The 21,166-nt window shown below is 48.1% G+C and carries 20 protein-coding genes and 1 riboswitch; of the genes, 7 read left to right on the top strand and 13 right to left on the bottom strand.

Annotated features, from left to right (window positions below; all coding sequences use genetic code 11):
- Nucleotide 1 precedes the first annotated feature (1 nt).
- The 5 genes from NSQ20_RS03075 to NSQ20_RS03055 all read right to left on the bottom strand — a co-directional run bounded on the left by NSQ20_RS03075 (nt 2) and on the right by NSQ20_RS03055 (nt 5,248).
- A complete protein-coding gene (locus NSQ20_RS03075) occupies nt 2-628 on the bottom strand; it encodes a cytochrome c oxidase subunit 3 (RefSeq protein ID WP_047840264.1) in 627 nt (208 codons plus the stop codon).
- A complete protein-coding gene (gene ctaD / locus NSQ20_RS03070) occupies nt 625-2,514 on the bottom strand; it encodes a cytochrome c oxidase subunit I (RefSeq protein ID WP_047840265.1) in 1,890 nt (629 codons plus the stop codon). Before ctaD ends, NSQ20_RS03075 begins: the two co-directional genes overlap by 4 nt.
- A 32-nt stretch (nt 2,515-2,546) precedes the next feature.
- Complete coding sequence (gene coxB, locus NSQ20_RS03065) at nt 2,547-3,599, bottom strand: cytochrome c oxidase subunit II (protein ID WP_047840266.1); 1,053 nt, start codon at nt 3,597-3,599, stop codon at nt 2,547-2,549.
- 565 nt (nt 3,600-4,164) lie between these two features.
- A complete protein-coding gene (gene map / locus NSQ20_RS03060; protein WP_100526981.1) occupies nt 4,165-4,926 on the bottom strand; it encodes a type I methionyl aminopeptidase in 762 nt (253 codons plus the stop codon).
- A gap of 133 nt (nt 4,927-5,059) precedes the next feature.
- Nucleotides 5,060-5,248: a hypothetical protein gene (locus tag NSQ20_RS03055; RefSeq protein WP_017690840.1), complete on the bottom strand. Its 189-nt coding sequence runs from the start codon at nt 5,246-5,248 to the stop codon at nt 5,060-5,062.
- Nucleotides 5,249-5,647: 399 nt separating this feature from the next.
- On the opposite strand from NSQ20_RS03055, the gene NSQ20_RS03050 reads away from it, so the two are divergent.
- Together NSQ20_RS03050 and NSQ20_RS03045 are read left to right on the top strand one after the other, a co-directional pair.
- Complete coding sequence (locus tag NSQ20_RS03050) at nt 5,648-5,923, top strand: hypothetical protein (RefSeq protein ID WP_036613189.1); 276 nt, start codon at nt 5,648-5,650, stop codon at nt 5,921-5,923.
- Between the two features lie 192 nt (nt 5,924-6,115).
- The gene (locus NSQ20_RS03045; protein WP_036613192.1) at nt 6,116-6,454 is read left to right on the top strand and encodes a membrane protein; all 339 of its coding nucleotides are present in this window, start codon (nt 6,116-6,118) and stop codon (nt 6,452-6,454) included.
- Nucleotides 6,455-6,550: 96 nt separating this feature from the next.
- Here the strand turns inward: NSQ20_RS03045 and NSQ20_RS03040 are convergent, their stop codons facing one another.
- The 3 genes from NSQ20_RS03040 to NSQ20_RS03030 all read right to left on the bottom strand — a co-directional run bounded on the left by NSQ20_RS03040 (nt 6,551) and on the right by NSQ20_RS03030 (nt 10,050).
- Entirely contained in the window at nt 6,551-7,642 is a 1,092-nt protein-coding gene (locus NSQ20_RS03040; protein ID WP_051447297.1) for a DUF418 domain-containing protein, read from the bottom strand.
- 457 nt (nt 7,643-8,099) lie between these two features.
- Entirely contained in the window at nt 8,100-9,461 is a 1,362-nt protein-coding gene (locus NSQ20_RS03035) for a nucleobase:cation symporter-2 family protein (protein ID WP_036613194.1), read from the bottom strand.
- A gap of 1 nt (nt 9,462) precedes the next feature.
- On the bottom strand, nt 9,463-10,050 hold the full coding sequence (locus NSQ20_RS03030) for a xanthine phosphoribosyltransferase (protein WP_036613196.1): 588 nt from the start codon (nt 10,048-10,050) through the stop codon (nt 9,463-9,465).
- A gap of 300 nt (nt 10,051-10,350) precedes the next feature.
- Nucleotides 10,351-10,450, bottom strand: a riboswitch (purine riboswitch).
- Nucleotides 10,451-10,721: 271 nt separating this feature from the next.
- Here NSQ20_RS03030 and mscL point away from each other — a divergent pair.
- A complete protein-coding gene (mscL, locus tag NSQ20_RS03025) occupies nt 10,722-11,216 on the top strand; it encodes a large conductance mechanosensitive channel protein MscL (protein WP_036613199.1) in 495 nt (164 codons plus the stop codon).
- 239 nt (nt 11,217-11,455) lie between these two features.
- On the opposite strand, the gene NSQ20_RS03020 is transcribed toward mscL, so the two are convergent.
- The gene (locus tag NSQ20_RS03020; RefSeq protein WP_017690846.1) at nt 11,456-11,758 is read right to left on the bottom strand and encodes a hypothetical protein; all 303 of its coding nucleotides are present in this window, start codon (nt 11,756-11,758) and stop codon (nt 11,456-11,458) included.
- Between the two features lie 79 nt (nt 11,759-11,837).
- On the opposite strand from NSQ20_RS03020, the gene NSQ20_RS03015 reads away from it, so the two are divergent.
- A complete protein-coding gene (locus tag NSQ20_RS03015) occupies nt 11,838-12,533 on the top strand; it encodes an NUDIX domain-containing protein (protein WP_036613203.1) in 696 nt (231 codons plus the stop codon).
- A gap of 269 nt (nt 12,534-12,802) precedes the next feature.
- Here NSQ20_RS03015 and NSQ20_RS03010 read toward each other — a convergent pair whose 3' ends face one another.
- Nucleotides 12,803-13,609 (bottom strand): TrmB family transcriptional regulator, encoded by an 807-nt coding sequence (locus NSQ20_RS03010; protein WP_036613206.1) that lies wholly within the window; start codon nt 13,607-13,609, stop codon nt 12,803-12,805.
- Between the two features lie 73 nt (nt 13,610-13,682).
- On the bottom strand, nt 13,683-14,498 hold the full coding sequence (locus NSQ20_RS03005) for a zinc ribbon domain-containing protein (RefSeq protein WP_036668598.1): 816 nt from the start codon (nt 14,496-14,498) through the stop codon (nt 13,683-13,685).
- 349 nt (nt 14,499-14,847) lie between these two features.
- Between NSQ20_RS03005 and NSQ20_RS03000 the strand changes: the two genes are divergently transcribed.
- Nucleotides 14,848-17,430 carry a UvrD-helicase domain-containing protein gene (locus tag NSQ20_RS03000; protein WP_340031792.1) on the top strand — a complete coding sequence of 861 codons (2,583 nt, stop codon included), beginning with the start codon at nt 14,848-14,850 and terminating at the stop codon, nt 17,428-17,430.
- Between the two features lie 97 nt (nt 17,431-17,527).
- Nucleotides 17,528-17,896: a hypothetical protein gene (locus tag NSQ20_RS02995; protein WP_091038319.1), complete on the top strand. Its 369-nt coding sequence runs from the start codon at nt 17,528-17,530 to the stop codon at nt 17,894-17,896.
- A 93-nt stretch (nt 17,897-17,989) separates the two neighbouring features.
- Here the strand turns inward: NSQ20_RS02995 and NSQ20_RS02990 are convergent, their stop codons facing one another.
- Both NSQ20_RS02990 and NSQ20_RS02985 read right to left on the bottom strand, forming a co-directional pair.
- Nucleotides 17,990-19,060: a Gfo/Idh/MocA family oxidoreductase gene (locus NSQ20_RS02990; protein WP_047840275.1), complete on the bottom strand. Its 1,071-nt coding sequence runs from the start codon at nt 19,058-19,060 to the stop codon at nt 17,990-17,992.
- Nucleotides 19,061-19,107: 47 nt separating this feature from the next.
- Complete coding sequence (locus NSQ20_RS02985) at nt 19,108-19,584, bottom strand: GNAT family N-acetyltransferase (RefSeq protein ID WP_340031791.1); 477 nt, start codon at nt 19,582-19,584, stop codon at nt 19,108-19,110.
- A gap of 249 nt (nt 19,585-19,833) precedes the next feature.
- On the opposite strand from NSQ20_RS02985, the gene NSQ20_RS02980 reads away from it, so the two are divergent.
- Nucleotides 19,834-20,904 (top strand): copper amine oxidase N-terminal domain-containing protein, encoded by a 1,071-nt coding sequence (locus NSQ20_RS02980; protein ID WP_340031789.1) that lies wholly within the window; start codon nt 19,834-19,836, stop codon nt 20,902-20,904.
- Nucleotides 20,905-21,166 lie beyond the last annotated feature (262 nt).

Genomic DNA, 21,166 nt, shown 5'->3' with positions numbered 1-21,166 from the left:
GCTACCCCACCTTTCCGAGCAGGTACACGACCGTAAAGATGAACACCCATACCACGTCAATAAAGTGCCAGTACATTGCGGAGACGTATACTTTAGGTGCGGTTACGACCGTCAATCCTTTTTTGAACAGCTGACCGATAATGATTCCGATCCACACAATACCAAAAGCAACGTGGGCTCCGTGGAACCCGACCAGTGTATAGAATGCTGAACTGAATGCACTCGTGGTCATGCCAAACTCTTTATGTTTCACATACTCGTAGAACTCGTAAATTTCCAGTGCGAGAAATCCCATACCCAGTACTACCGTGATGCCAAGCCACAACGCTAGTGCATCTCGCTTGCCCTTATGCATGGCCTGAATCGCAAATACACTCGTCAAACTACTGACCAGGAGAATGAACGTTGCAGCGGCCACAAGTGGCAGGTGGAACAGTTCATTCGCCGTAGGTCCATCATTGGTTTGGCCACGAAGAGCCAGGAAGGTAGCAAAGAGTGTACCGAACAGTACCGTTTCGCCGCCAAGGAACAACCAGAAGGCGATAAGCTTGTTACGGCCTTCCAGCGTTGCTTTCTCCGGTTCATGCGGCAATTTGTCGTTCACCGGTTCGGCATGTGAGGTTGTCATGTTCTAGCCCCCTTCTCATCCTGATCCTCCGGTTCAATATGCCAGCCATGATCATCATAAAGTGAACGAAGTGCCATTGCTCCAAATGTGATTACGAGACCAATAATAACTACAATATAATTGTTGAAAATGACATTCATAAATGCATTACCAAATTCATCATTGCTGAACATCAAGCCAAGTCCGGCGATAAAGATACCTACTGACATTACAAACGGCAACGGCGTTGCTGAAGGCATATGAATCGAACCTACAGGTTCTGCCGGTGTCATCTCCGTATGTCCTGCCATTTTTTCCTTCCAATATGCATCAATTCCGCGTACCAGCGGCGTCTGCTTGAAATTATATTCCGGCGGCGGAGATGGAATAGACCATTCCAGTGTACGGCCGTCTTCCCACGGATCGTTTGGCGCGCCAGCCGGTTTTCTCATTGTGATTACAATATTCACGAGGAACATGATAACCCCAACACCCATTAGAAACGCACCGACGGAGCTGACCAGATTGAGCAGGTCAAAGTCCTGATTCGGCAAGTATGTAACGATCCGGCGCTGCATCCCCATCAGACCGAGGAAATGCTGTACAAAGAACGTTAATTGGAAACCGATCATAAATGTCCAGAACGTCCATTTGCCCAGTGTTTCGCTGAGAATACGTCCGAACATCTTCGGCCACCAGTAATGTAGTCCCGAGAACAATCCAAGTACGAGTCCCCCAACAATAACGTAGTGGAAGTGGGCTACAACAAAGTACGTATCATGGAACTGGAAGTCTGCTGGAGCAGATGCCAGCATAACGCCTGTAACACCACCCATAACGAAGGTTGGGACGAATCCAACAGCAAACAGGTTTGCCGCTGTAAAACGGATCTGTCCACCCCACATCGTAAAGAGCCAGTTAAAGATTTTGATCCCGGTAGGTACGGCAATCAACATCGTGGAGATGGAGAAAAGCGCGTTGGCTACATTACCCAGACCTGTTGTAAACATGTGATGCGCCCATACCATGAAGCCCAGAAAGGCAATCAGGATGGTGGCAAATACCATGGAGCTGTATCCGAACAACCGTTTACGCGAGAAGGTCGGAATAACCTCCGAGATAATACCAAATGCCGGCAAAATCAGAATGTATACTTCCGGGTGCCCGAAGATCCAGAAGATGTGCTGCCAGAGTACCGGGTTACCGCCACCTGCTACATCGAAGAAATTCGCTCCCAGTATACGGTCAAACGTCAAAAGTACAAGCCCTACCGTGATGGCAGGAAAAGCAAAAAGGATAATGGCAGATGTAATAAATGTCGTCCATGTAAACATCGGCATCCGCATGTAAGACATGCCTGGAGCACGCATTGTAATAATCGTTGCGAGAAAGTTAATGCCCCCGATGAGCGTTCCCAGACCCGCGATCTGAAGGCCGATGGTGTAAAAATCCACACCATGCGTTCCACTATACTCACTGCCCGAAAGCGGCGTATATGAGGTCCAACCCGCATCCGGTGCTCCGCCCATAACCCAGCTCAGGTTCAGCAACAATCCACCAAAGAGGAATGTCCAGAAACCCAGCGCGTTAAGAAACGGGAAAGCAACGTCCCGTGCCCCGATCTGCAAAGGCACGACAGCATTCATAATGGCAAAAATAAGTGGCATGACACCAAGGAAAATCATCGTTGTTCCATGCATTGTAATCAATTCATTGAAGACCTGTGCCGATACAAAATCATTCATAGGCTTCATCAGTTGAATCCGAATCAAAATGGCTTCAATGCCGCCGATTCCAAAGAAAAATCCACCCGCAACCAAATAGAGAATGGCGATTTTTTTGTGATCGACGGTGGTGATCCAATCCATCAAGCCCCTGTACCTCTTGACGCTATGCGCATGAGCCAAGGTTGTGTACCCCCTTCTTCGTCCTTGCTGTTCTATTCATAGTCCAATTTGTAGTTGGCCAGATATTCGGCAATTCCGTCGATTTCTTCATCCGTCAACCCAAGATCTTTGGGATTCGGCATGGTATTGCCCGGCTTCACGGATTGTGGATCATGGAGCCATTCTTTCATGTTATCCAGTACCGGACTACCTTCTTCCTGTCCCTCGCGAGAATTCAGCAAAATGCCTGCGACAGATTCCTTGCCGCCGATTCCCGTCAGGTTAGGTGCAACCGGTCCACCTTGATCACCAACAGCGTGGCAAGAAAGGCAGTTTGTTTTGAACTTTTCAGCCAATTGAGTGTCTTCAGGAAGGACTGCGGGTGCTTTCATCTGGTTCACCCATCTGTCAAAGGATTCCTGACTCACTGCTTTTACCTTAAACTCCATGAAAGCATGCGATCTGCCACATAATTCGGCACATTTACCACGGTAAACGCCTTCATTCGGTGCAGAGAAACTGAACTTGTTAAGTGTTCCATCCGGGTTTGTGTCCATTTTGCCCGCAAGTGACGGCACCCAGAAGGAGTGAAGCACGTCAGCGGTTTTTAATTCGAATGCAATTTTTGTTCCGGTCGGGATGATGAGATCTTGAGCGGTGGTTACGTCATATTGAGGATAAGTGAATTCCCACCAGTACTGATGCGAGGTGACTTGGACCTTAAGTGCATTTTTGTCATTGGACAGATCTTCGCCTTGGGCAAAAATCGTTTGGACCGTCGGTACTGCCAGAACAATAACCAGCAATAACGGAATGGCTGTCCAGATTACTTCCAGCTTGAAATTACCTTCAACCTGTTCGGGCATCTCAGTCTGCCCGGCTCGTCTACGAAACCGGATCAGAACATAGGCTGCTATGGCAAATACAATGATGAGCACCACGATCATAATCGCGATGGATAACTTCATCAGATCATATTGGCCTTGCGCTACAGGACCCTGAGGTTTCATTACCGACAAGTCTTCCCGCCCGCATGCGGATAGCAGCAAAGAGAACACCGCCAGCAAGGGGAGAATTCGCTTTGCAACCTGCCACTGTTTCATCATTGATCTACCCCACTTTTTTACGTTTTCGTAGATTACCGTTGTCGTTCGGTAGAAAGGCAACAAAAGGTACGTTTCAGCACGATACGCATAATCCTCTTCATCATACAGAACGCTTAGAAAAATAACGCTTCCAGTACTCCCGTGATTTCCTGCTCAGGGCATGTCTGCGCATTCTTCCAATTCATTCTATATGCTTCAATCACTTATTAAATATAAGTTGAGGGTATGATTTTGTCAATCTTTGGACACATGTTCACAAATTGTTCACTTTATGTAAAAAACCGCTCTACAACTTGATTTGCAAACGATTTCAGTTAAAAGTATTACACTCTACATTTGAAAATTTTTGCCAAATTTCGGTGATAAAACTCGATTTATTGGTGATTTTTCTCACATTGAAAACATGTGCTATTATGCAAAAGAATGATCAGAATATATGGAAAACCTCTTCCATATCCATTCAGAAGACATGCCTACCGCTCCATACCGCTATCTTTAAGCTCAAAACAGCATGGAGCATTTGGGAGAAAGTTCAACTCAAGTCCTCTTCTTCTCTGATTTCATCTCACGTGCCATCGGTCAGAATCAAGGGGCCATTCCCAGTAATCGCAACCGTATGCTCATACTGGACCCCCCAGCTGCCATCTACCGTCCTTACCGTCCATCCATCTTCATCCCACACAACGGCCCCAGAACTGCCTTTTGTAAAGATTGGTTCAATCGTAATAACCATGCCCTCGGTGAGCATCGTGCCCGTTCTACGTTTGCCATAAGGCAGAACATTTGGGGGTTCATGAATATATTGACCAATCCCATGACCGATAAGAGGCTTCACAATCCCGTACCGAAACAGTCTGGCTGTTCTTTCAATGGCACTTCCAATATCTCCGAGTGTATTCCCCGGAACTGCCTGAGCAATCGCCCGCTCAAGTGCTTTCTCCGTGCGTCTCATCAGCTTGCGAATGGATCTGCTTGTTTCACCAATTCCATATGTCCAGGCCGAGTCAGCAAGCCAGCCGTCTTTGTTCACCACCATATCGATGGTCACTACATCCCCGCTCGCCAGCTCCTCTTCCCCCGGAAATCCGTGGCAGACCACTTCATTAACAGAGGCACACGTCGCGTAAGGATATCCTTTATACCCTTTTTGCTCCGGTGTGGCTCCTCGTGCTGCCAGAAACTCTTCCACCCGCTCATTAATCGCTGCTGTCGTGATACCGGGGATCATCCACTGCTCAATATGCTGGTGACAACTTCGCAAAATTCGTCCAGCTTCCCGCATGTAGCCAATCTCTTCTTTGGTTTTCAAAATAGGGTCCACATGCATTCATCCTTCCCGCTGTAGGTGTACTCCCATATATATGCAGCAGGAACGCAAAAAAAACCGCCTTCCGGAGCTTAACGCCCGAGAGACGGTTCTATTCATTATCGGAACAGTATAATCAGAGTTGTGTGTTGTTTCAGGACACGGAAGAATCCATCTTGACAAGCTCATGCTCAACCACAGAAGTCAATTCTTCCTCATATCCACCCGTAATCCGGTATTTTCTCACGTACTCCTTCACGAATTTTTTTGGATCCTTAGGACGGAAAATCCGAGTCATTTCCCTCAAACTTTCTTTGACCTCATTGTGACCTTTCGTTGCCATTGTAATTCCCTCCCAAAACGTTGAAAGTGAATGCTCCGTTTAGAGAATGCCGAATAAGTCTTAAATGCCATCCATGAAGTTGTGTGCGCGGCTTAAAGCAAGCTTTAGGTCGGGAACCTCGCTAGAAAGCAAGTACCTGACACTATAAATACCCGATATGATTCGGAATGAATCATAATCTTATTGTAGCATATTCGGAAGTATCTTACGACTTGACGATTTCCTCTAATAAATATAACGGTTTTCATGCCCAAAAAGTTTAATTCCGAATCATATGTTAAGATTGCCACCATTCTATACGGAATTAATATATCCAGCATAACACCGAACTATTCGGGGGATATTATCACGGACAACCCATACAGTTAAATTACTGGTATCCAAAGGAGGCGTCGTCTCATGGACCGCAAAGAACAAGATATGCTGCCCCTTTCTCATGAAAAGGTGGAAGTAGACGGAGTTTACATCAATGAAGCCGGACGTGAGGAACATCTGCACCGGGGGCAACATTTCCCGGCCGATCCCGTTCTTGGCAAGTCGGAATGGAAACTGACCGAATATGCATATGATAATCATCACGAAGGAAGAACCGATGAGCGGTTGGTTCCCAAAGAAAACGACACCGATAAAATGGGCAAGATTACAAACCCTCGCAGACAGATCGAGGGCGGATAACGATTTCGTTTAAAGCAACGTTTAATCGTAAACGATAACAGGGGCAGAGTAAGCTGTACAATGGCTTGTTCTACCCCTGTTTTCTTTTTCCTATGTGTTGATCCCCATCCGTCACAGGCAAATAAATTCATCGGTTCAGTTCTGTCCACCTCTCTCATAACCTAGTTAAAAAGGTCAAAGGAGGCTGGACCGATGTCCCCCATGAAATCGTCTAGCGGTCTGGATGAAAATATTGCCGGCATGCTTTGTTATCTGTTTACCTTTGTAGGTGGGATTGTCTTTCTCGCTGTGGAGAAGCGGAGCCGGTTCGTGTTATTTCATGCGCTGCAATCTGTAACGGTCTTTGGCATCATTATGGTTGGGCATGTATTATCGGCTTTCCTTCCGTTGTTCGGACCACTGGTGGCATCGCTGTTATCCCTGCTTGGTGTAGTGGTCTGGCTTATTATGGTCGTTTCCAGCCTGCAGGGGAAATGGTTGAAGCTACCGTGGGTTGGCGATTTTGCAGAAAAACAGCTGCGTCATCTGTAACTTCAGGCAGAAGGTATACGTGTTCCAAAAAGAAAAGACGATCCATTTCCGTTCAACCGGATGTGGATCGTCTTTGATTATAACGAGGGAAACGAGTCAACCTCTCACCCCCGTATCATGAACACGTGGCTCAGAATGCTTTTTACGGATCGGAATGAAACTTAGATAAGTACCACATCTCCATACCCATTCCAGCGGCCCATACTGGAACCAGCGCATCCACAGATTACTCGCGATGACTTGTACAATAACCATGCCAATGCACACAAGGGTAGACACCGTATACGACACAGCAGCATCTGCAAATATGAGTTGGTATACCACTAACAAAATGATGGTCTGTGCAATATAATTGGTCAGGGCCATTCGTCCGAATGCATGCAGGGGACTTAACATTTTGGAAAAGGTCATGTTCTGGTTCAATCTCAGTAATGTACTTAGATAAAAGATGGATACCACCGGACCAATTGCCACACCGATATGTTCTAATCGAAAAGCAGCATCCATATTGGCTTGCTCAGCAACAGGCAGGCTCGCACCAATCACTTCGTATAGAAACGGACTCATCGCATCCGGAGGAGCAACCCACCACATGATACCGATCCCCACCGTAGAAGCGATGAATGAAATGAACCAGATTCTGCCCAGATACGGGAGTCCTTTCTGGATCTTCTCCATCAGTTGATATTGACCTGCTGACAATCCCAGTATAATTAAAAAAGGAATCGTTAGCATTTTGACACCTATCGCGGCGGCTGCAATAAATCCCACCACACCGATCACCAAATTCACAGTTCGAGGTGCCCAATATAACGGAATGACAATCAGCCCTATGATAGCATAAAGAAATAAAGCTTCTCCAGCCTGATACTGTTGATGAATATATCCCAGCGCTAATAAAATAAGCATCCTGCGGATATAGAGAAACAGCTTGGTATGACCTTTGGGAGCTGACCGGCTTAGAAAAAGATAAAATCCAAGGCCAAATAAAAAACAGAAGATATCGTAAAAACGTGCCTCCACCAAAAAATATAATGCTCGTTGGATCCAAAAATCTACACGAGTATCCGGCTTCAACATAACCCACAATGCCAATACATTTACGAATGGTAGGCCTATCAAGGAAAACCCTCGAAACAAATCCAGAAACTTCATTCGATCTTGTTTTAATACAGGTTGATAATTCATCGTTCCTCCCAGTGAAATTATTGTTATGTAATCAAAAAGCGATTGGATCGCTTATCTCTTTGGTGTATATCCCCATGCATGATAACAGTCTATCCTTCATACAACATGGCTTGCCATCGAATTAGGTGAATAACTTCTTACATCCGGCATAAGGTCTTGTTCCTGTATTGTTCCTGTACAGCAGCACATTGGACGCTATGCTGATGATAAACAAAGCAAAAAAACACCGAAAACACGACTCTGCTGAGTCTGTATCTTCGGTGTTTCACATATAAAAGTGTCTCTTTCATTTATTCATGGGATTGAATATTCATAGCATAAACGATGTATGTCATAAACCATTCATGCTGTATATCACCATGATTAACCTGATTCATTATTTATCTTGTGAATCGTCTATTTATAACAGTTAACATAACAATACTGCTGGATAATAATCCTAGCCTAATTCGGCTATTTAAGCTGACTTGCCCGTCTCTCCAAGGATGGCATCTGCCTGTTGTTCAGCCATCTTGGCAGCCGTTTCCTTGGTACCCAGACCATTAAACAGCAGGTTCATGAAGATCGCCGTGAAGCTGCCTGCAATGATACCATTACCGAGCATAATCTGAGCCCAGGCCGGTGCACCTGCGAACAACTCAGGTACAACGGTAACCCCAAGCCCCATACCTACAGAACAAGCGATGACAAACAGATTTTCATGTCGGTTCAGATCAACCTGACTGCCGATAATCCGAATGCCTGATGATACCACCATGCCAAACAAGGCCACCATGGCTCCGCCAAGTACTGCCCCTGGAACGAGCTGTGCGAGGGCTGCAATTTTTGGTACAAATCCAATGACCACCAGGATTCCACCAGCTACTACAATGACATCACGTGTCTTCACACGTGTCATCTGTACAAGTCCTACATTTTGCGAATACGTTGTATACGGGAACGAGTTGAAAATCCCGCCTAACACAATGGCTAGACCCTCTGCGCGATAACCGCGCGCCAGATCCTTGGACGACAGGTCCTTGTCCAGAATTTTGCCCAGAGCCATAAATACACCTGTGGACTCGGCCACGCTGACAATCGCCACCAGAATCATCGTCAGGATCGGTACAATCTCAAATGTCGGTCTGCCGAAGTAAAACGGCTGAACAACGTGGAACCAACTTGCATCGCGGATAGGAGCAAAATTAACCTCGCCCATAAACCCTGCCGCAATCGTACCTACAAGCAGACCAATCAATACTGAGATGGAACGGATAAAACCGGTTGTAAAACGAGTCATTAGAATGATAAAGAGCAGCACGCCAAAACCGAGCATGAGATTAACTCCGCTGCCAAAATCTTCTGATCCCTGACCGCCGCCCAGATCGTGGAAAGCAACCGGAATCAAGGTTAAACCGATGATCGTAACCACCGAACCCGTAACCACTGGTGGAAAGAGCCGAATAAGCTTCCCAAAGATTCCGGAGAAGATCAATACGAACAGCCCTGAGGCAATAATCGCTCCGTAAATGGCAGATACTCCACTGTTCATCCCGATTAGGATCATCGGAGACACAGCCTGAAATGCACAGCCGAGCATGACAGGCAGCCCTACGCCGAAATATTTATTTCCCCATACCTGAAGCAGTGTAGCCACACCACATGCGAGCAAGTCAATGGCAATGAGATAGGTTAGTTGTTCCTGTGTAAAACCCAATGCGTTACTGACGATCAATGGAACGACAACAGCTCCTGCATACATCGCAAGCACATGCTGTAGTCCGAGGGAGAACGTTTTGATTGGATGCCGATGCCGTTGAAAGATACGTTCGCGTGCCATATTAGTTCGTGCCCTCCTCGTCCGCAAATGTAACCTGTCCATCCGACAGTGCCCCGATGCGAACCAATGATTCCACACGGTATCCTGCTTCTTTCAGCAAGCGACCTCCCGGCTGGAATGCTTTTTCAATCACAATACCGATACCCACCACTTCAGCTCCAACCTGCTCCACAATGCGAGCCAGACCAAATGCTGCTTCGCCATTCGCCAGAAAATCATCAATGATCAGCACGCGATCACCAGGCTTCATGAACTTCTTGGCAACGGTAATTTCATTGGTCTCCTGCTTCGTGAAGGAGTAGACCTTCTCTACCAGAATGTCTTCCGTCAGTGTGAGGGACTTCTGCTTCCGTGCAAAGATCAGCGGCACGTTCAGCTCCAACGCAGTCATGATACCTGGGGCGATCCCTGACGACTCAATCGTCAGCACGCGAGTAATATTCTCGCCTTCAAAGCGGCGAATGAATTCTTTACCTACTTCCTTCATCAAAACCGGGTCCATCTGGTGGTTCAGGAATGAATCCACTTTGAGTACTTGCTCGGACAGGACAATACCTTCCTGTCTCACCTTGTCTTTTAACAATTGCATTGTAATTCTTCCCCCTGAATGCCCTCCGCACAGAAGCTCACATGCTCTTCCAATCGCATGGTAAAAAAGCAAAAAGCCCGCCTTTTCACACGCTGCGGAATAACCGGAGACGGGAAAGACGGACTTGTACGTATATGGACAAGCCGTATGGATGCTGCAAGTGTACTGGTTGGACAGAATGACAGGAGTTCAATCCTGCTGTGAGAAACCTCAAACAGTGTAATCAGAAACAGATAAAAGCCACTTGAACCTGCTCTTCAGTCAAACTGTCTGAGAATGATCTCATGCCAACCCTACAAAACATTGCAACATCTTTCCCGTAGTCCGATCATTCCGGTGATCAGGTAGAGACATGCAGGCCTATTCCTGCACATATACGAGTAACGGCATATTTAATTTTTTGGCTCCATGATTCGTTACAATGTATGATCGCGAACCTGAATGTAAAAGGTTAAACATAACTGACAATGTTAGAAGTATACCGAATCGACGCCGTGAAATAAAGAAGTATTTTCATGGAAGTTGCGGAAACTTGTCTTAATTTGCAAACAGGGGGTGATTGGAATCTATTTTTTATGTACAATATGAGAACGGAAGCGCGGATCTGAACGGAGAATGGATGGAAACGCGGCCTAGATTTTGAATCGAATGATCAAAGGAGATATGTAAACATGAAAGGCGTACTTAACGAATTCAAGGAATTTGCCGTCCGCGGCAACGTCATCGATCTGGCGGTCGGTGTCATTATCGGGGCTGCTTTTGGTAAAATCGTCACATCCCTTGTGAATGATATCATCATGCCCCCGGTTGGAAAACTGATGGGTGGAATCGACTTCAGTCAGAAAATCATCAACCTGGACCGGGATATCAAAACAGCAAACGGACAGGACATCACCACCCTCGCTCAAGCCAACGAAGCTGGGGCTACCGTGATTGCTTATGGACAGTTCATCAACGTCATGATTGATTTTCTTATCGTTGCGTTCTGTATCTTCATGCTTGTGAAGGGCATTAACTATCTGAAAAGCAAAGAACACAAAAAGCCCGAGCCGCAAAAAACGACCAAGGCTTGCAAGTATTGCCTATCGGAAATTCCAGCCGCAGCTACCCGCTGCTCGCACTGTACTTCAGAGCTCGAAGCTGAAGGCACCGGCGCTCTAGCATAATTACAATGAACGTTTAAAGACGCACCGAGTTGAATTACGGATAAATCCTGATGTGGGGGACAACCTCTTACTTGCTAGGGTTTATGTATGAAAAGCTAGCCATATGGGCTTCATTAACTATGGGTTGCGTAGCTTAAAGGTTTGAAGGTTCCACCGTAAAGGTGGGGCCTTTTTTGTGCCTATCATACATGTATTACATATGCTCCCCCATGAATTTCATTTGCGGCCATGCTCATGAATTAGAAACGGCGTGGCAGCAAATGCTCCAGGATCGACTTCAGATCTTTATCTTCTTTGTAAACTTCTTCCCCAGTATCAAGCTCTGTCACACGAATATATTCAAAGTTGGCCGAAGCATCCACTGGCTTGAACAACAACTGGGCCTCATCTTCCAAACGTACATTAAATCCCATATCCTTAAACATGCTGCTTAACTGACTGTTAGCCGGTTCCTGACCTTGCCCTACAAATATAAGTCCTCTAAGACTTTTACGTTCCTGAGGTTGCGGATAAATCACCTGAAAGTGTACAATGCATTCCATACGATGGTTCCCCTTTCGTTTAAAACATACTTTGTGAAATTTTGAACTTTAAAATCTGCTATATAAGGAGATACGTTTCATGACCCCAGAACGTTTCGACATTTATGACGATCAGCAAAATTGGATCGGCACTTCACTCCGCAGCGAGGTCCATGCCAAAGGATATTGGCACCGTTCATTCCACTGCTGGATCGTGCGTGACGAAGGCGAGCAGCGACGGGTCCTTTTTCAGCGGCGGCGTGATATTAAGGATACCTTCCCCGGATGTTACGACATTACAGCAGCAGGTCATCTTACCGCAGGTGAACAACTGCAAGACGCCAGTCGTGAGCTGGAGGAAGAACTGGGTGTTTATACTCCATTCGAGGCACTAACCTATCTACTCACGGCTACACAGCAGCTCCAAGGAGAGGTGCGTGGTGTCCCATTCATAGATCGGGAATTCAGCGCCGTCTATGGATTATGTCTGAACCAGCCGCTCGAAGCCTACGTTCTGCAGCCTAGCGAGGTGGATAGCCTGTATGAAGTGCCGCTGGATGATCTACTCGCTTTGTTTCGTAATGAGATCGAAGTCATTCAAGCTACCGGAGTTCAGACTCAGCCGTTGATATCACCGCCACATTCCATCGGTCATAAGGACCCGTCAAGCAGTGATCATGCAGCTGATGAACCGGAACGTATCGTTCGCGAGATTCGGGCAACGGAATTCGTACCCCATGGTACAGCTTATTATACGGACGTGCTGGAAGCTCTGTATCACGTGCCCAAAGAATGATCGTGTACAATCCTGTTCAACCCGATCCAGTTCAATCGAATGTTCATAGCTTCATTTTCTCAAAAATAGCATAACTTCATACCTTTACTATCGACTTGACTAGGAACAGATGCTGTGACGAACATCACTGTCATATCTCAAACCAGCACAAACAGGCGTCTGCCTTCGGGCAGCGCCTGCTTTATGTACACACGTATTCGTTTCGTCAAGATAGGTACCTATGTGCTGGCATGTTCACTCCATCAGAGGTGAATTAGTCGCCGATCTGTCTAGCTCTGGTCAACCTCTCCTGAAGGAGAAGACCAATAACGCGCAGAGAGTTCTTCGTACCGGTGCCCATAGCGGGACTCCAGTTCCTCCCCCATATCCTGTTCCAATTCGTACAACACCAGCTCTTGAGCAAAATGATTCAGCAGCAGCCCGGTCATTACCGGATGCTCCGTAACTAGTGCCTGTGTGGCGCATGATTCACCGCGCATGCCTAACATGCACCAGCGGCGATCGACCACCAGGGAAAATTTCCGACCATTACCTGTACCATACATAGGCAAACCCGGCCAAGGGACAGGCTGATCAAGCATGCCTTCGCCACCATCACACGACCATAACAGCCGCACACCCCGAGCTTCAGCCTGCTGTAAGTCATTACGTAGCAACTCTGCTTCTTCACGCCAAACGTCTACGACAATCTCATGCTGAGCCTCGGCCAATTCACGGCTCAGATTCTCAAACACATTTTTGTCACCTTCGACGTTATAGAAGACAGGCTTCTCCGGTTCACTCTTGGGCATGCTGCTCTGGACATAATCCAGCGAGGTACGCATTTGATCGGAGATCATACGTGTCATCTCCTCCGGCTTCAGCACACTATACTTCGCTGGTTCCCCCGGACTACACCGCAAGAACCCACGCTGCTCCAGCCGTTGCAGGGTCGCATATACATTGGAACGGGACACGCCCAGCCGCTTCGCAACCTCATATCCAGAGGCTGATCCCTGACGGGCGAGTTCCACCATAATTTTAGATTCCATCTCGGTAAACCCGAGATGACGCAAATGATGCAGCAGTTGGTCCATATTCCCGTCCCCCCATGCTGTCAGCAACCCGCACTGCCTCACACTGATGCGGCAGTGCTTCTACTGCATCAGATCAGATCTGTTCGGCACCACAGCGCGGGCACCACTTCGACCCTTTGGGCAGCTCGGCTGCACAAATCTGACAATTCACCATTTCACGTGATACTTCGGTCTGTACGTCCACCGTGTTCACGATCGGGTTGTTTTCTTTCCAGTAGCGGATGCGTTCGTCCAGTTCCTGCTGACGCTCACGTTCCCGTTGCATCTCTTCATCTCTGCGACGTTCCCACTCCGCATCAAACGCTTCCTTTTCTTCCTGGGTAAATTCCGTACTGTTATATTCCGATTCCGTTTCCAGATCTGCTATGGACGGAATGACCGTATGATACGGCTCGTCTTCCTCCAGTTCCAACTCAGGTGGCGCATCGTAGAAGTCCGGCTCTGGAGTTGGGGTCTGAGTTACAGCTGCCTCCTGTCTCGCGGCTGTGGTCGCTCCTGCAACTCCTGCTGCTGCTACTTTAGGCGCTGCTGTCTTGAGTTCACCCAACTTGCGTCCGCATTTAGGGCAGAAGTTGGCATCCAGGGAAGCGACGTGTCCACACTCGCACAACCGTTCGTTCTTGAGTTGTGCAATCTTGTTGCGCAGACCATCAATCTCGTCCTGCAATTCGTCGCAGAGCTGCGACAGATCCACCATCTCTTTTTCCGCACGCGTCATATCCTGTGCCCGATAACCCTCATAGAAGATGCGACCCATATCTGTAAAATGGACTTCCTGTTCCTGTTGCAAGCCCACAATCTGGTTGTTCAGTTTCCCAATCTCAACGGCGTGTTGGGCACGCTCTGTTGCTTTGTTCGCTCCGTCTTTGATGCGCTGAAGCAGTTTCATGACCATTCCTCCTCTGTCCCGTCAAAACCAATATTATCATTTCTATTTAGTAGTAAATTAGCATATTACATCTTTCATGCAAAATGCTCAGGCATATAACTTATACGATATCATGCCAAAAAGTTGCGTAATCTCGTGCAGGTGCCCGTTTTATACCGATACTGGATGAAATCGGGGGCTTTCGTCAAGACCATATGTTCGGGTATAATGAAGCTTTGACCATACTTAACCGCCTGATTAGGCGACTAACTCTATCATACCAATTTACAATGCGATTGTGAAAAGGGCAAATGGTTTACTTTTAGCCGGGATAGTCCTATCCCTGAATGCATACAGAGGTGGATGAAACATGTTAAGTCCGAACTCAACGTTCTACCCCCGTCCGCTCGGGGTTACCCCGGCGGCGTCCCTGCCCCAGTCCCCGTCTGCTCCGCTGGAGACCAGTCGGCAACTCGTGGGTAATGAGCAACAGGATGCCTTTTATTTTCGTTCTCTGGAAGAGGCCGGCATCAAGTTAAACGCACCACAAATCTCGGCAGTCCGTCACGGCAGAGGACCGATTCTGACGCTCGCCGGAGCCGGTTGTGGCAAAACAACTGTACTGGCTGCAAGAGCCGGCTACCTCATAGAGGTCAGTGGCGTACATGCAGGCAGTATCCTGCTGGTGACGTTCACGAACAAAGCCGCCACCGAGATGAAAGACCGGATCGCCGCATTGCCAGGCATACGCCCGGCAGCCGCGAGGGCCGTACAGGCTCGCACCTTCCACTCTTTTGCGCTGACATTATTGCGTCATTACGGTGTGCAGGAAGAGATCTTTGGCGAGTCGAGAGCCCAGCATACGGTGCTGAAGATGCTTCTTCGCCAAAATGGCATGAGTGAAGCCTTCCAGCCTGAAAGTCTACTGGCTATGCTGTCCGCATGGAAGATGCAAGGATCGGAAACAACCGATCTGCCTGAAAAATCACAGGAAGAACGCGATGCCAAGCGTGTTCTGCTTGGTTACGAAGCCTGGAAGCAGGATCGCGGCAAAATGGATTTTGATGATATTTTACTACGGGCAGCCGCGCTGCTTCGTGATCCTGCTGTTCTGGGGCCGCTTCAGAAGCGTTTCCAGTACATTATGGTGGATGAGTTCCAGGATACCAACCATCTGCAGTATGAAATTGTGCAAAAACTGGCTTCCGCTCACCGCAATCTGATGGTTGTGGGAGACGATGACCAGACGATCTATACCTTTAACGGCGCACGCCAGGAATCAATTTTGGAATTCGATAAAGTATACCCCGGTGCACGCATCGTGACGCTGGATATCAATTATCGTAGTGATGCACGCATTCTGGGACTCGGAAGTGAACTGGTCGCCCGCAATAAACGCAGACGTGACAAACGGCTACGTGCCGCTGGAAACCGCGGCGATGCCCCTCGCTTCGCTACACCTTCCAATGCAGAGGAAGAAGCGGCGTGGGTTGTAAACCAGCTGTGCCAGCAGGTTGAAGAAGGACAACACACCTATCGTGATATTGCGATTCTTCACCGGACAGCCAGCAGCAGCCGGGCTGTATTTGAGCAGCTTGTGTTGAAAGATGTGCCTTTTGTACAGCATGGTGCTTCTCCGGTGTTCTATGACCAGTCTCTCATCAGACCCCTGATGGATCATCTGCGTCTGTCCCTTGACCCACGAGCCATGGATGCTCTTCCAAGTGCACTGGGTCCGCTCTACGTCTCACGCGATGCGGGTCTGGAATGGATACAGCGTTGTGAACAACAACAGGCGAAGAAATATCCGCTCATCCATCTGGTGAAATGGGAAAAGCTGAAACCATTTCAGCAGGAACAGGTCAAAGAACGCATCAAACTGATCAAATCACTGCACAAACTGAAACCCATCATCGCCATTCAGGAGATGCGCAGGCAGTTCTACGACAAGTACATGGAAAGTGGTGATCCCAGCATCTTCACCCATTATAAGGAAACGATGCTGGAAACCCTGGATGAATTCGAAGCTGCTGTCAAAAAATTCGAAACGGTAGAAGAGTTCATCCAATTCGCGGATGAGCTGTCCCGCAGACACCGTGAGATGGAATCTTTGCGCCGTGCACAGGATAGTGACGCGGTACAACTGATGACGATCCACCGGGCCAAAGGACTGGAGTTCCCTTGTGTGTACTGGATCGGAGCCAGTGAAGGCATTGTGCCTCACAGTACAGCACTGCGTCAGGATATTCCTGAGGATCAGAAAGCTGCACTTGCTATGCAGCAGACAGACGCCGAGCTGGACATGGCGCTGGAAGAAGAACGCAGACTCGCCTATGTTGCCATCACACGGGCCAAGCAGTACTTGTATGTCACCTCACCGGCGAGCCATCACGGAAAACCAGCGGATGTGTCCCGTTTCCTGCTTGAAGCCTTCGGCATGGAAGTACCGGACAAACGCAAACCTCGTGAGGAGAGCCGGACGAGCAGTCAGGCTTCATATGGTAAAGGCAACGGACAGTATGCCCGCTCGTCCGGCTCAGGTGCCCGTTCAGAAGGTCGGGATGTGGCACAGCGTCGTACCATCAGCCACAGTGACCGTCGTGACTACGAGGTCCACAACGAACGTGATGAGGATCGCCTCGGTGAACGACGTGGCAGTGGGGAGATTCGCAACCATAAGGCGTTCAGCACCACTGGTGTGAGACCGACAGCTGCGAATTCCTCCAGTTCACAGTCGCACACTTCAGGTTCAGGGAATGCTGAGCGTACGGAGACCGTTGCGGTCTGGAAATGCAGTTCGTCCACCTGTAAAGCGTGGCTAAGACAGAAGCCTGCTGTGCCTTCAAAAGCAACCAAGAAGGCATCCTCGGGCCCTCCCGCCTGTCCCCTGTGTTCAGGATCGATGGAGGCCAGTACCCGCCAGGTTCCCGTAACGGGGAGATTTGGGAAATAAACGAAACGGGATACCGTTATAGCTCGTTTCAGGGCGCTTTTTGCTGTTTATTAACAGTAGAAGCGTCTTTTTTCCATTTCAGAATGGGGGTTGGATTATGCAGGACGGCAAACAACAGCTGTATGTATCGGTAACACATAATCTTATTGAGCAAACAAAGAACGAATCTACACCCTTTGAGGTGTTGGTGGATGACGAACAGTTGGGCCGATTAAAAGATCTGATGAAGGTGCTGGAGGATGACGATGCCTATACATTGCAACGGGCTCCCGTACCCTACAAGTCGGCAGACCACGATGAGGCAACAGAGCAATTTTCGGATGGCATGACCTTGCTGTATACCTTTCTGTATGACCATGGTACGCCGGATACCCGGCAGGCAATTGAGAGCATGAACGTGCTTCCAAGGCTGCAGGATACGGATTATGATGACCCTGGATACGAGAATTCACCACTGAATAAATGACCTGATGCCAAAAAGCATGCGTAACCGCAGATCACGCGGAAGACGCATGCTTTTTAAATATGATGAAGGACAACTGCCATGTGTAAAATGAACTCAATCCAGACGAATTTCCTGCCCTTTCTCAGCGGATTCGTAGATTCCGCACAACATGCGCGTGGAAGCCACACCATCCGCAATTGGGCTGATCGGCTCTGTACCGTTCAGACAACAATCCACAAAGTGGTCAATCTGGTTCTGGAATGCACTATGAATATGGAGACCCGTATTGTCCGTCTGGGGTTCAATATTCAGGATGGTATTATTTTTCTCCGTGACGATCAGCGTCTCCGGCTCCAGTTCGAACCCACCACGCTCGCCGTATAATTTCACAGAAGATTCATCTCCGCGTGCATGCAGGGTAAAGCTCACATCTACCGCCAGCGAAGCCCCGTTTTCAAACCGAATAAGTGCATTCGCCATATCTTCCACGTCATTCACAGCTGCGCTGTAGTCGGCTGCTTTGTAAAAAGAAAGATGTTCGATATGGGCACGATTGCCCAACTTCCGATACGTATTACCACTGACCGAAACAGGTTTCGGCCTGCCCATGAGGTACCAACATTGGTCGATAATATGTACGCCGAGATCAATCAGGGGACCGCCGCCGGAACGGCTTTTGTCAGCAAACCAACCGCCTGGATTGCCATGACGCCGCAGAATGGAAGCTTTGGCATAATACAGTTCACCAAACTCCCCGGCATCAATGAATCTGCGCATCATCTGCATATTGTTATCATATCGACGCACAAATCCAACGATAAAGGTACGGCCACTCTTCTTAACCGCTTCTTCAATCCGGAGCGCATCTTCCACATTGGTTGCGACCGGTTTCTCAAGCAATACATGCTTGCCTGCCTCCAGTGCAGCAATGGCAAATTCCGCATGTGTATTATTCCAGGTACAGATACTGACAGCATCCACATGCGGGTCCTCCAGCATCTCCCGATAATCAGTGTATACGGATTGAGCATCATACTTCTGCGCAGCAGCTTTAGCCCGCTCTTCGTTCAGATCACAGATGGCATAGATGACGGCATCCTCGTTTTTGGCATAACACCTCATATGAAGATCCGAAATTGATCCTGTACCGATCATTCCGATGTGTAACATTTGTTTCGTGCTCATCATCGTCCTCCCTTCCTTTTCCACAACTTCCATAACATCATTATTTTCTAGTCTGCCCGCAGCATGCCTTCGTAAATACCCGGCGTTGAATTTTCAATCTTCACGGCACCCAGCGTCCGGGCATAGAAATCCACAGGTCCCGCTGATCCGATAATCGCATACCCGTAACCGTCAGCCTTCATCGCATGCATACAGGCCAGTAACAAGGCTGTGCCTACACCTTTGCCTCGTGCATCCTGGCTCACACCGGTCGGTCCGAAGAAGTTGCGACATGTCGCTTCGTAACAGGCAAATCCAATCATTTTCCCATGCTCAACCGCAATATAACAGGACACCGGCTGACGCGCAAAAGCGACCTCACATTCATCCACCCAAGCCTGACTAAAATGTGACCTCACCCAATCCAGTACAAGCTGTTTCTCTGGGGCAATGGCTCTTCGAATCACAATGGAGGATTCCTCCAACGCTCTCAGTCCACTCTCTTGCTCCGGCAAACGATAGAGCGCTATCAACATATCACTCATCTAATCCGTTCCTCCTCGTACTTGAATGTGAAATAGGACAAAGGTTTGGCCACTTACCTGAAATTAACCTGATCCTGCTGCGGATAACCTGCAATACAAGCGATATTTCTAATTTAAAGTAACCTACCGCTTACATTCATTGCATTTCAACTGCAACACTTAGACGATTTGTCCCGTCTATTAACTTGAAGCGCGGCCCTAAGGAAGATTTTACCGCGTCAGTACACAGATTAGAAGGGATGAATATTGATGAACAACAACATGAAAAAAGTAAGTGCACTGATGGCCCTATCCATGGCATTGGGTGGTGGAGCCGCTTATGCAGCAACACTGGACAACACAAAACCAGTCCATCAAACATCCGTTTCAGCAGATAGTAACGCAGCGAGTGTAGTAAACGTATCCGTGAATGGTGCAGCCATCTCTGATGGTTATTGGAACAAAGATGGCAAAGTAGCCATGATCCCGCTGCGTGATCTTACCGACGCACTGGGTATTGAACTGGAATGGAATAAAGAAACTAAAACTGCAGAGCTGACTCGTGGTGCTCTCTGGACACAGGTAATTACAGGCAAGGACCAATATTCTGTGAATAAAATGTCACTCACGCTGGGTACAGCGCCCGAAATCACAGGCGGCAAATTGTATGTACCGGTTTCTTTTGCTGAGAAAGCACTGCATGGACAAGTGAACACAACGGGGAATCAAGTGACTATCTCCAGTAAAGAGGACGTGAAGACGGTTACAGAACGTGGTGTAATTACCAGAATCTCGAACCAAGATAAATATAAGTCCATCCAGATTGGCGGTGCAGGTACGGATGGTATTGTGCTCAATCTGAGCGATGAGACAAAATTCATCTCAGTTGAGGGGAAAGAGATTGCACTGACTGATCTCGCCATTGGCATGAACGTGGAAGCTGAGCATTCCCTGATCACCACCCTCAGTCTGCCACCACAAACGCCGACCTATACAGTCACTGTGTTGGATGCGGCTACAGCATCTGAGGCACAACCTAAAGAGCTTCTGGGTACAGCGGGTACAATTGAAAATGTAACATCAGCTGAAGGCAGCATCTCACAGATTGAGATTACAGGTACACGGTTAACAGAAACCGCTCCTGACCATGTCGTGCTGAACATTGCTAAAGACACGCTGCTCGTGAACCACGAAGGTGAGACGGTGAAAGCTGAAGAACTGACCAAAGGCGCTAAAGTCATTGGGTTCTACAGCCCTGTGTTGACGCGTAGCCTGCCTCCAATCGGAACAGCTTGGAAAGTGGTTGTTGAAACACCTGCAACAGAGCTGGAAGCGAAATAATACGGTTAGCGAAACGTCTGGCTGAAACACATGTTATATGTTGTTGCAGACGACCGCGTACATCGCTTAGCGCGGGGTCATGAGTGTGGAGCATCATAATGACCAGCCATCCGCATGTAGCTCCAAGCGCGCAGTGTCATGAGTTTGGCGCATCAAGAGCTCAGCCGTGCGGCCAGGCGGCGAAGTCAATTCAAAACAACCTTATCCGCTTGTCTTTTGACAGGCATGGATAAGGTTGTTTTTTTGTTTTTGTTTTTGTTTT

The sequence above is a fragment of the Paenibacillus sp. FSL K6-1122 genome (genome assembly GCF_037977015.1).
Taxonomy (GTDB): Bacteria; Bacillota; Bacilli; order Paenibacillales; family Paenibacillaceae; genus Paenibacillus; species Paenibacillus amylolyticus.
This window is presented reverse-complemented; position numbering and strand designations above follow the sequence as displayed.

Excerpts from the sequence above, each read along its gene's own strand:
- NSQ20_RS03075 (WP_047840264.1), bottom strand. The coding sequence starts at position 628 with ATGACAACCTCACATGCCGAACCGGTGAACGACAAATTGCCGCATGAA.
- coxB (WP_047840266.1), bottom strand. The coding sequence starts at position 3,599 with ATGATGAAACAGTGGCAGGTTGCAAAGCGAATTCTCCCCTTGCTGGCG.
- map (WP_100526981.1), bottom strand. The coding sequence starts at position 4,926 with ATGCATGTGGACCCTATTTTGAAAACCAAAGAAGAGATTGGCTACATG.
- NSQ20_RS03055 (WP_017690840.1), bottom strand. The coding sequence starts at position 5,248 with ATGGCAACGAAAGGTCACAATGAGGTCAAAGAAAGTTTGAGGGAAATG.
- NSQ20_RS03050 (WP_036613189.1), top strand. The coding sequence starts at position 5,648 with ATGGACCGCAAAGAACAAGATATGCTGCCCCTTTCTCATGAAAAGGTG.
- NSQ20_RS03045 (WP_036613192.1), top strand. The coding sequence starts at position 6,116 with ATGTCCCCCATGAAATCGTCTAGCGGTCTGGATGAAAATATTGCCGGC.
- NSQ20_RS03040 (WP_051447297.1), bottom strand. The coding sequence starts at position 7,642 with ATGAATTATCAACCTGTATTAAAACAAGATCGAATGAAGTTTCTGGAT.
- NSQ20_RS03035 (WP_036613194.1), bottom strand. The coding sequence starts at position 9,461 with ATGGCACGCGAACGTATCTTTCAACGGCATCGGCATCCAATCAAAACG.
- NSQ20_RS03030 (WP_036613196.1), bottom strand. The coding sequence starts at position 10,050 with ATGCAATTGTTAAAAGACAAGGTGAGACAGGAAGGTATTGTCCTGTCC.
- mscL (WP_036613199.1), top strand. The coding sequence starts at position 10,722 with ATGAAAGGCGTACTTAACGAATTCAAGGAATTTGCCGTCCGCGGCAAC.
- NSQ20_RS03020 (WP_017690846.1), bottom strand. The coding sequence starts at position 11,758 with ATGGAATGCATTGTACACTTTCAGGTGATTTATCCGCAACCTCAGGAA.
- NSQ20_RS03015 (WP_036613203.1), top strand. The coding sequence starts at position 11,838 with ATGACCCCAGAACGTTTCGACATTTATGACGATCAGCAAAATTGGATC.
- NSQ20_RS03010 (WP_036613206.1), bottom strand. The coding sequence starts at position 13,609 with ATGGACCAACTGCTGCATCATTTGCGTCATCTCGGGTTTACCGAGATG.
- NSQ20_RS03005 (WP_036668598.1), bottom strand. The coding sequence starts at position 14,498 with ATGAAACTGCTTCAGCGCATCAAAGACGGAGCGAACAAAGCAACAGAG.
- NSQ20_RS03000 (WP_340031792.1), top strand. The coding sequence starts at position 14,848 with ATGTTAAGTCCGAACTCAACGTTCTACCCCCGTCCGCTCGGGGTTACC.
- NSQ20_RS02995 (WP_091038319.1), top strand. The coding sequence starts at position 17,528 with ATGCAGGACGGCAAACAACAGCTGTATGTATCGGTAACACATAATCTT.
- NSQ20_RS02990 (WP_047840275.1), bottom strand. The coding sequence starts at position 19,060 with ATGAGCACGAAACAAATGTTACACATCGGAATGATCGGTACAGGATCA.
- NSQ20_RS02985 (WP_340031791.1), bottom strand. The coding sequence starts at position 19,584 with ATGAGTGATATGTTGATAGCGCTCTATCGTTTGCCGGAGCAAGAGAGT.
- NSQ20_RS02980 (WP_340031789.1), top strand. The coding sequence starts at position 19,834 with ATGAACAACAACATGAAAAAAGTAAGTGCACTGATGGCCCTATCCATG.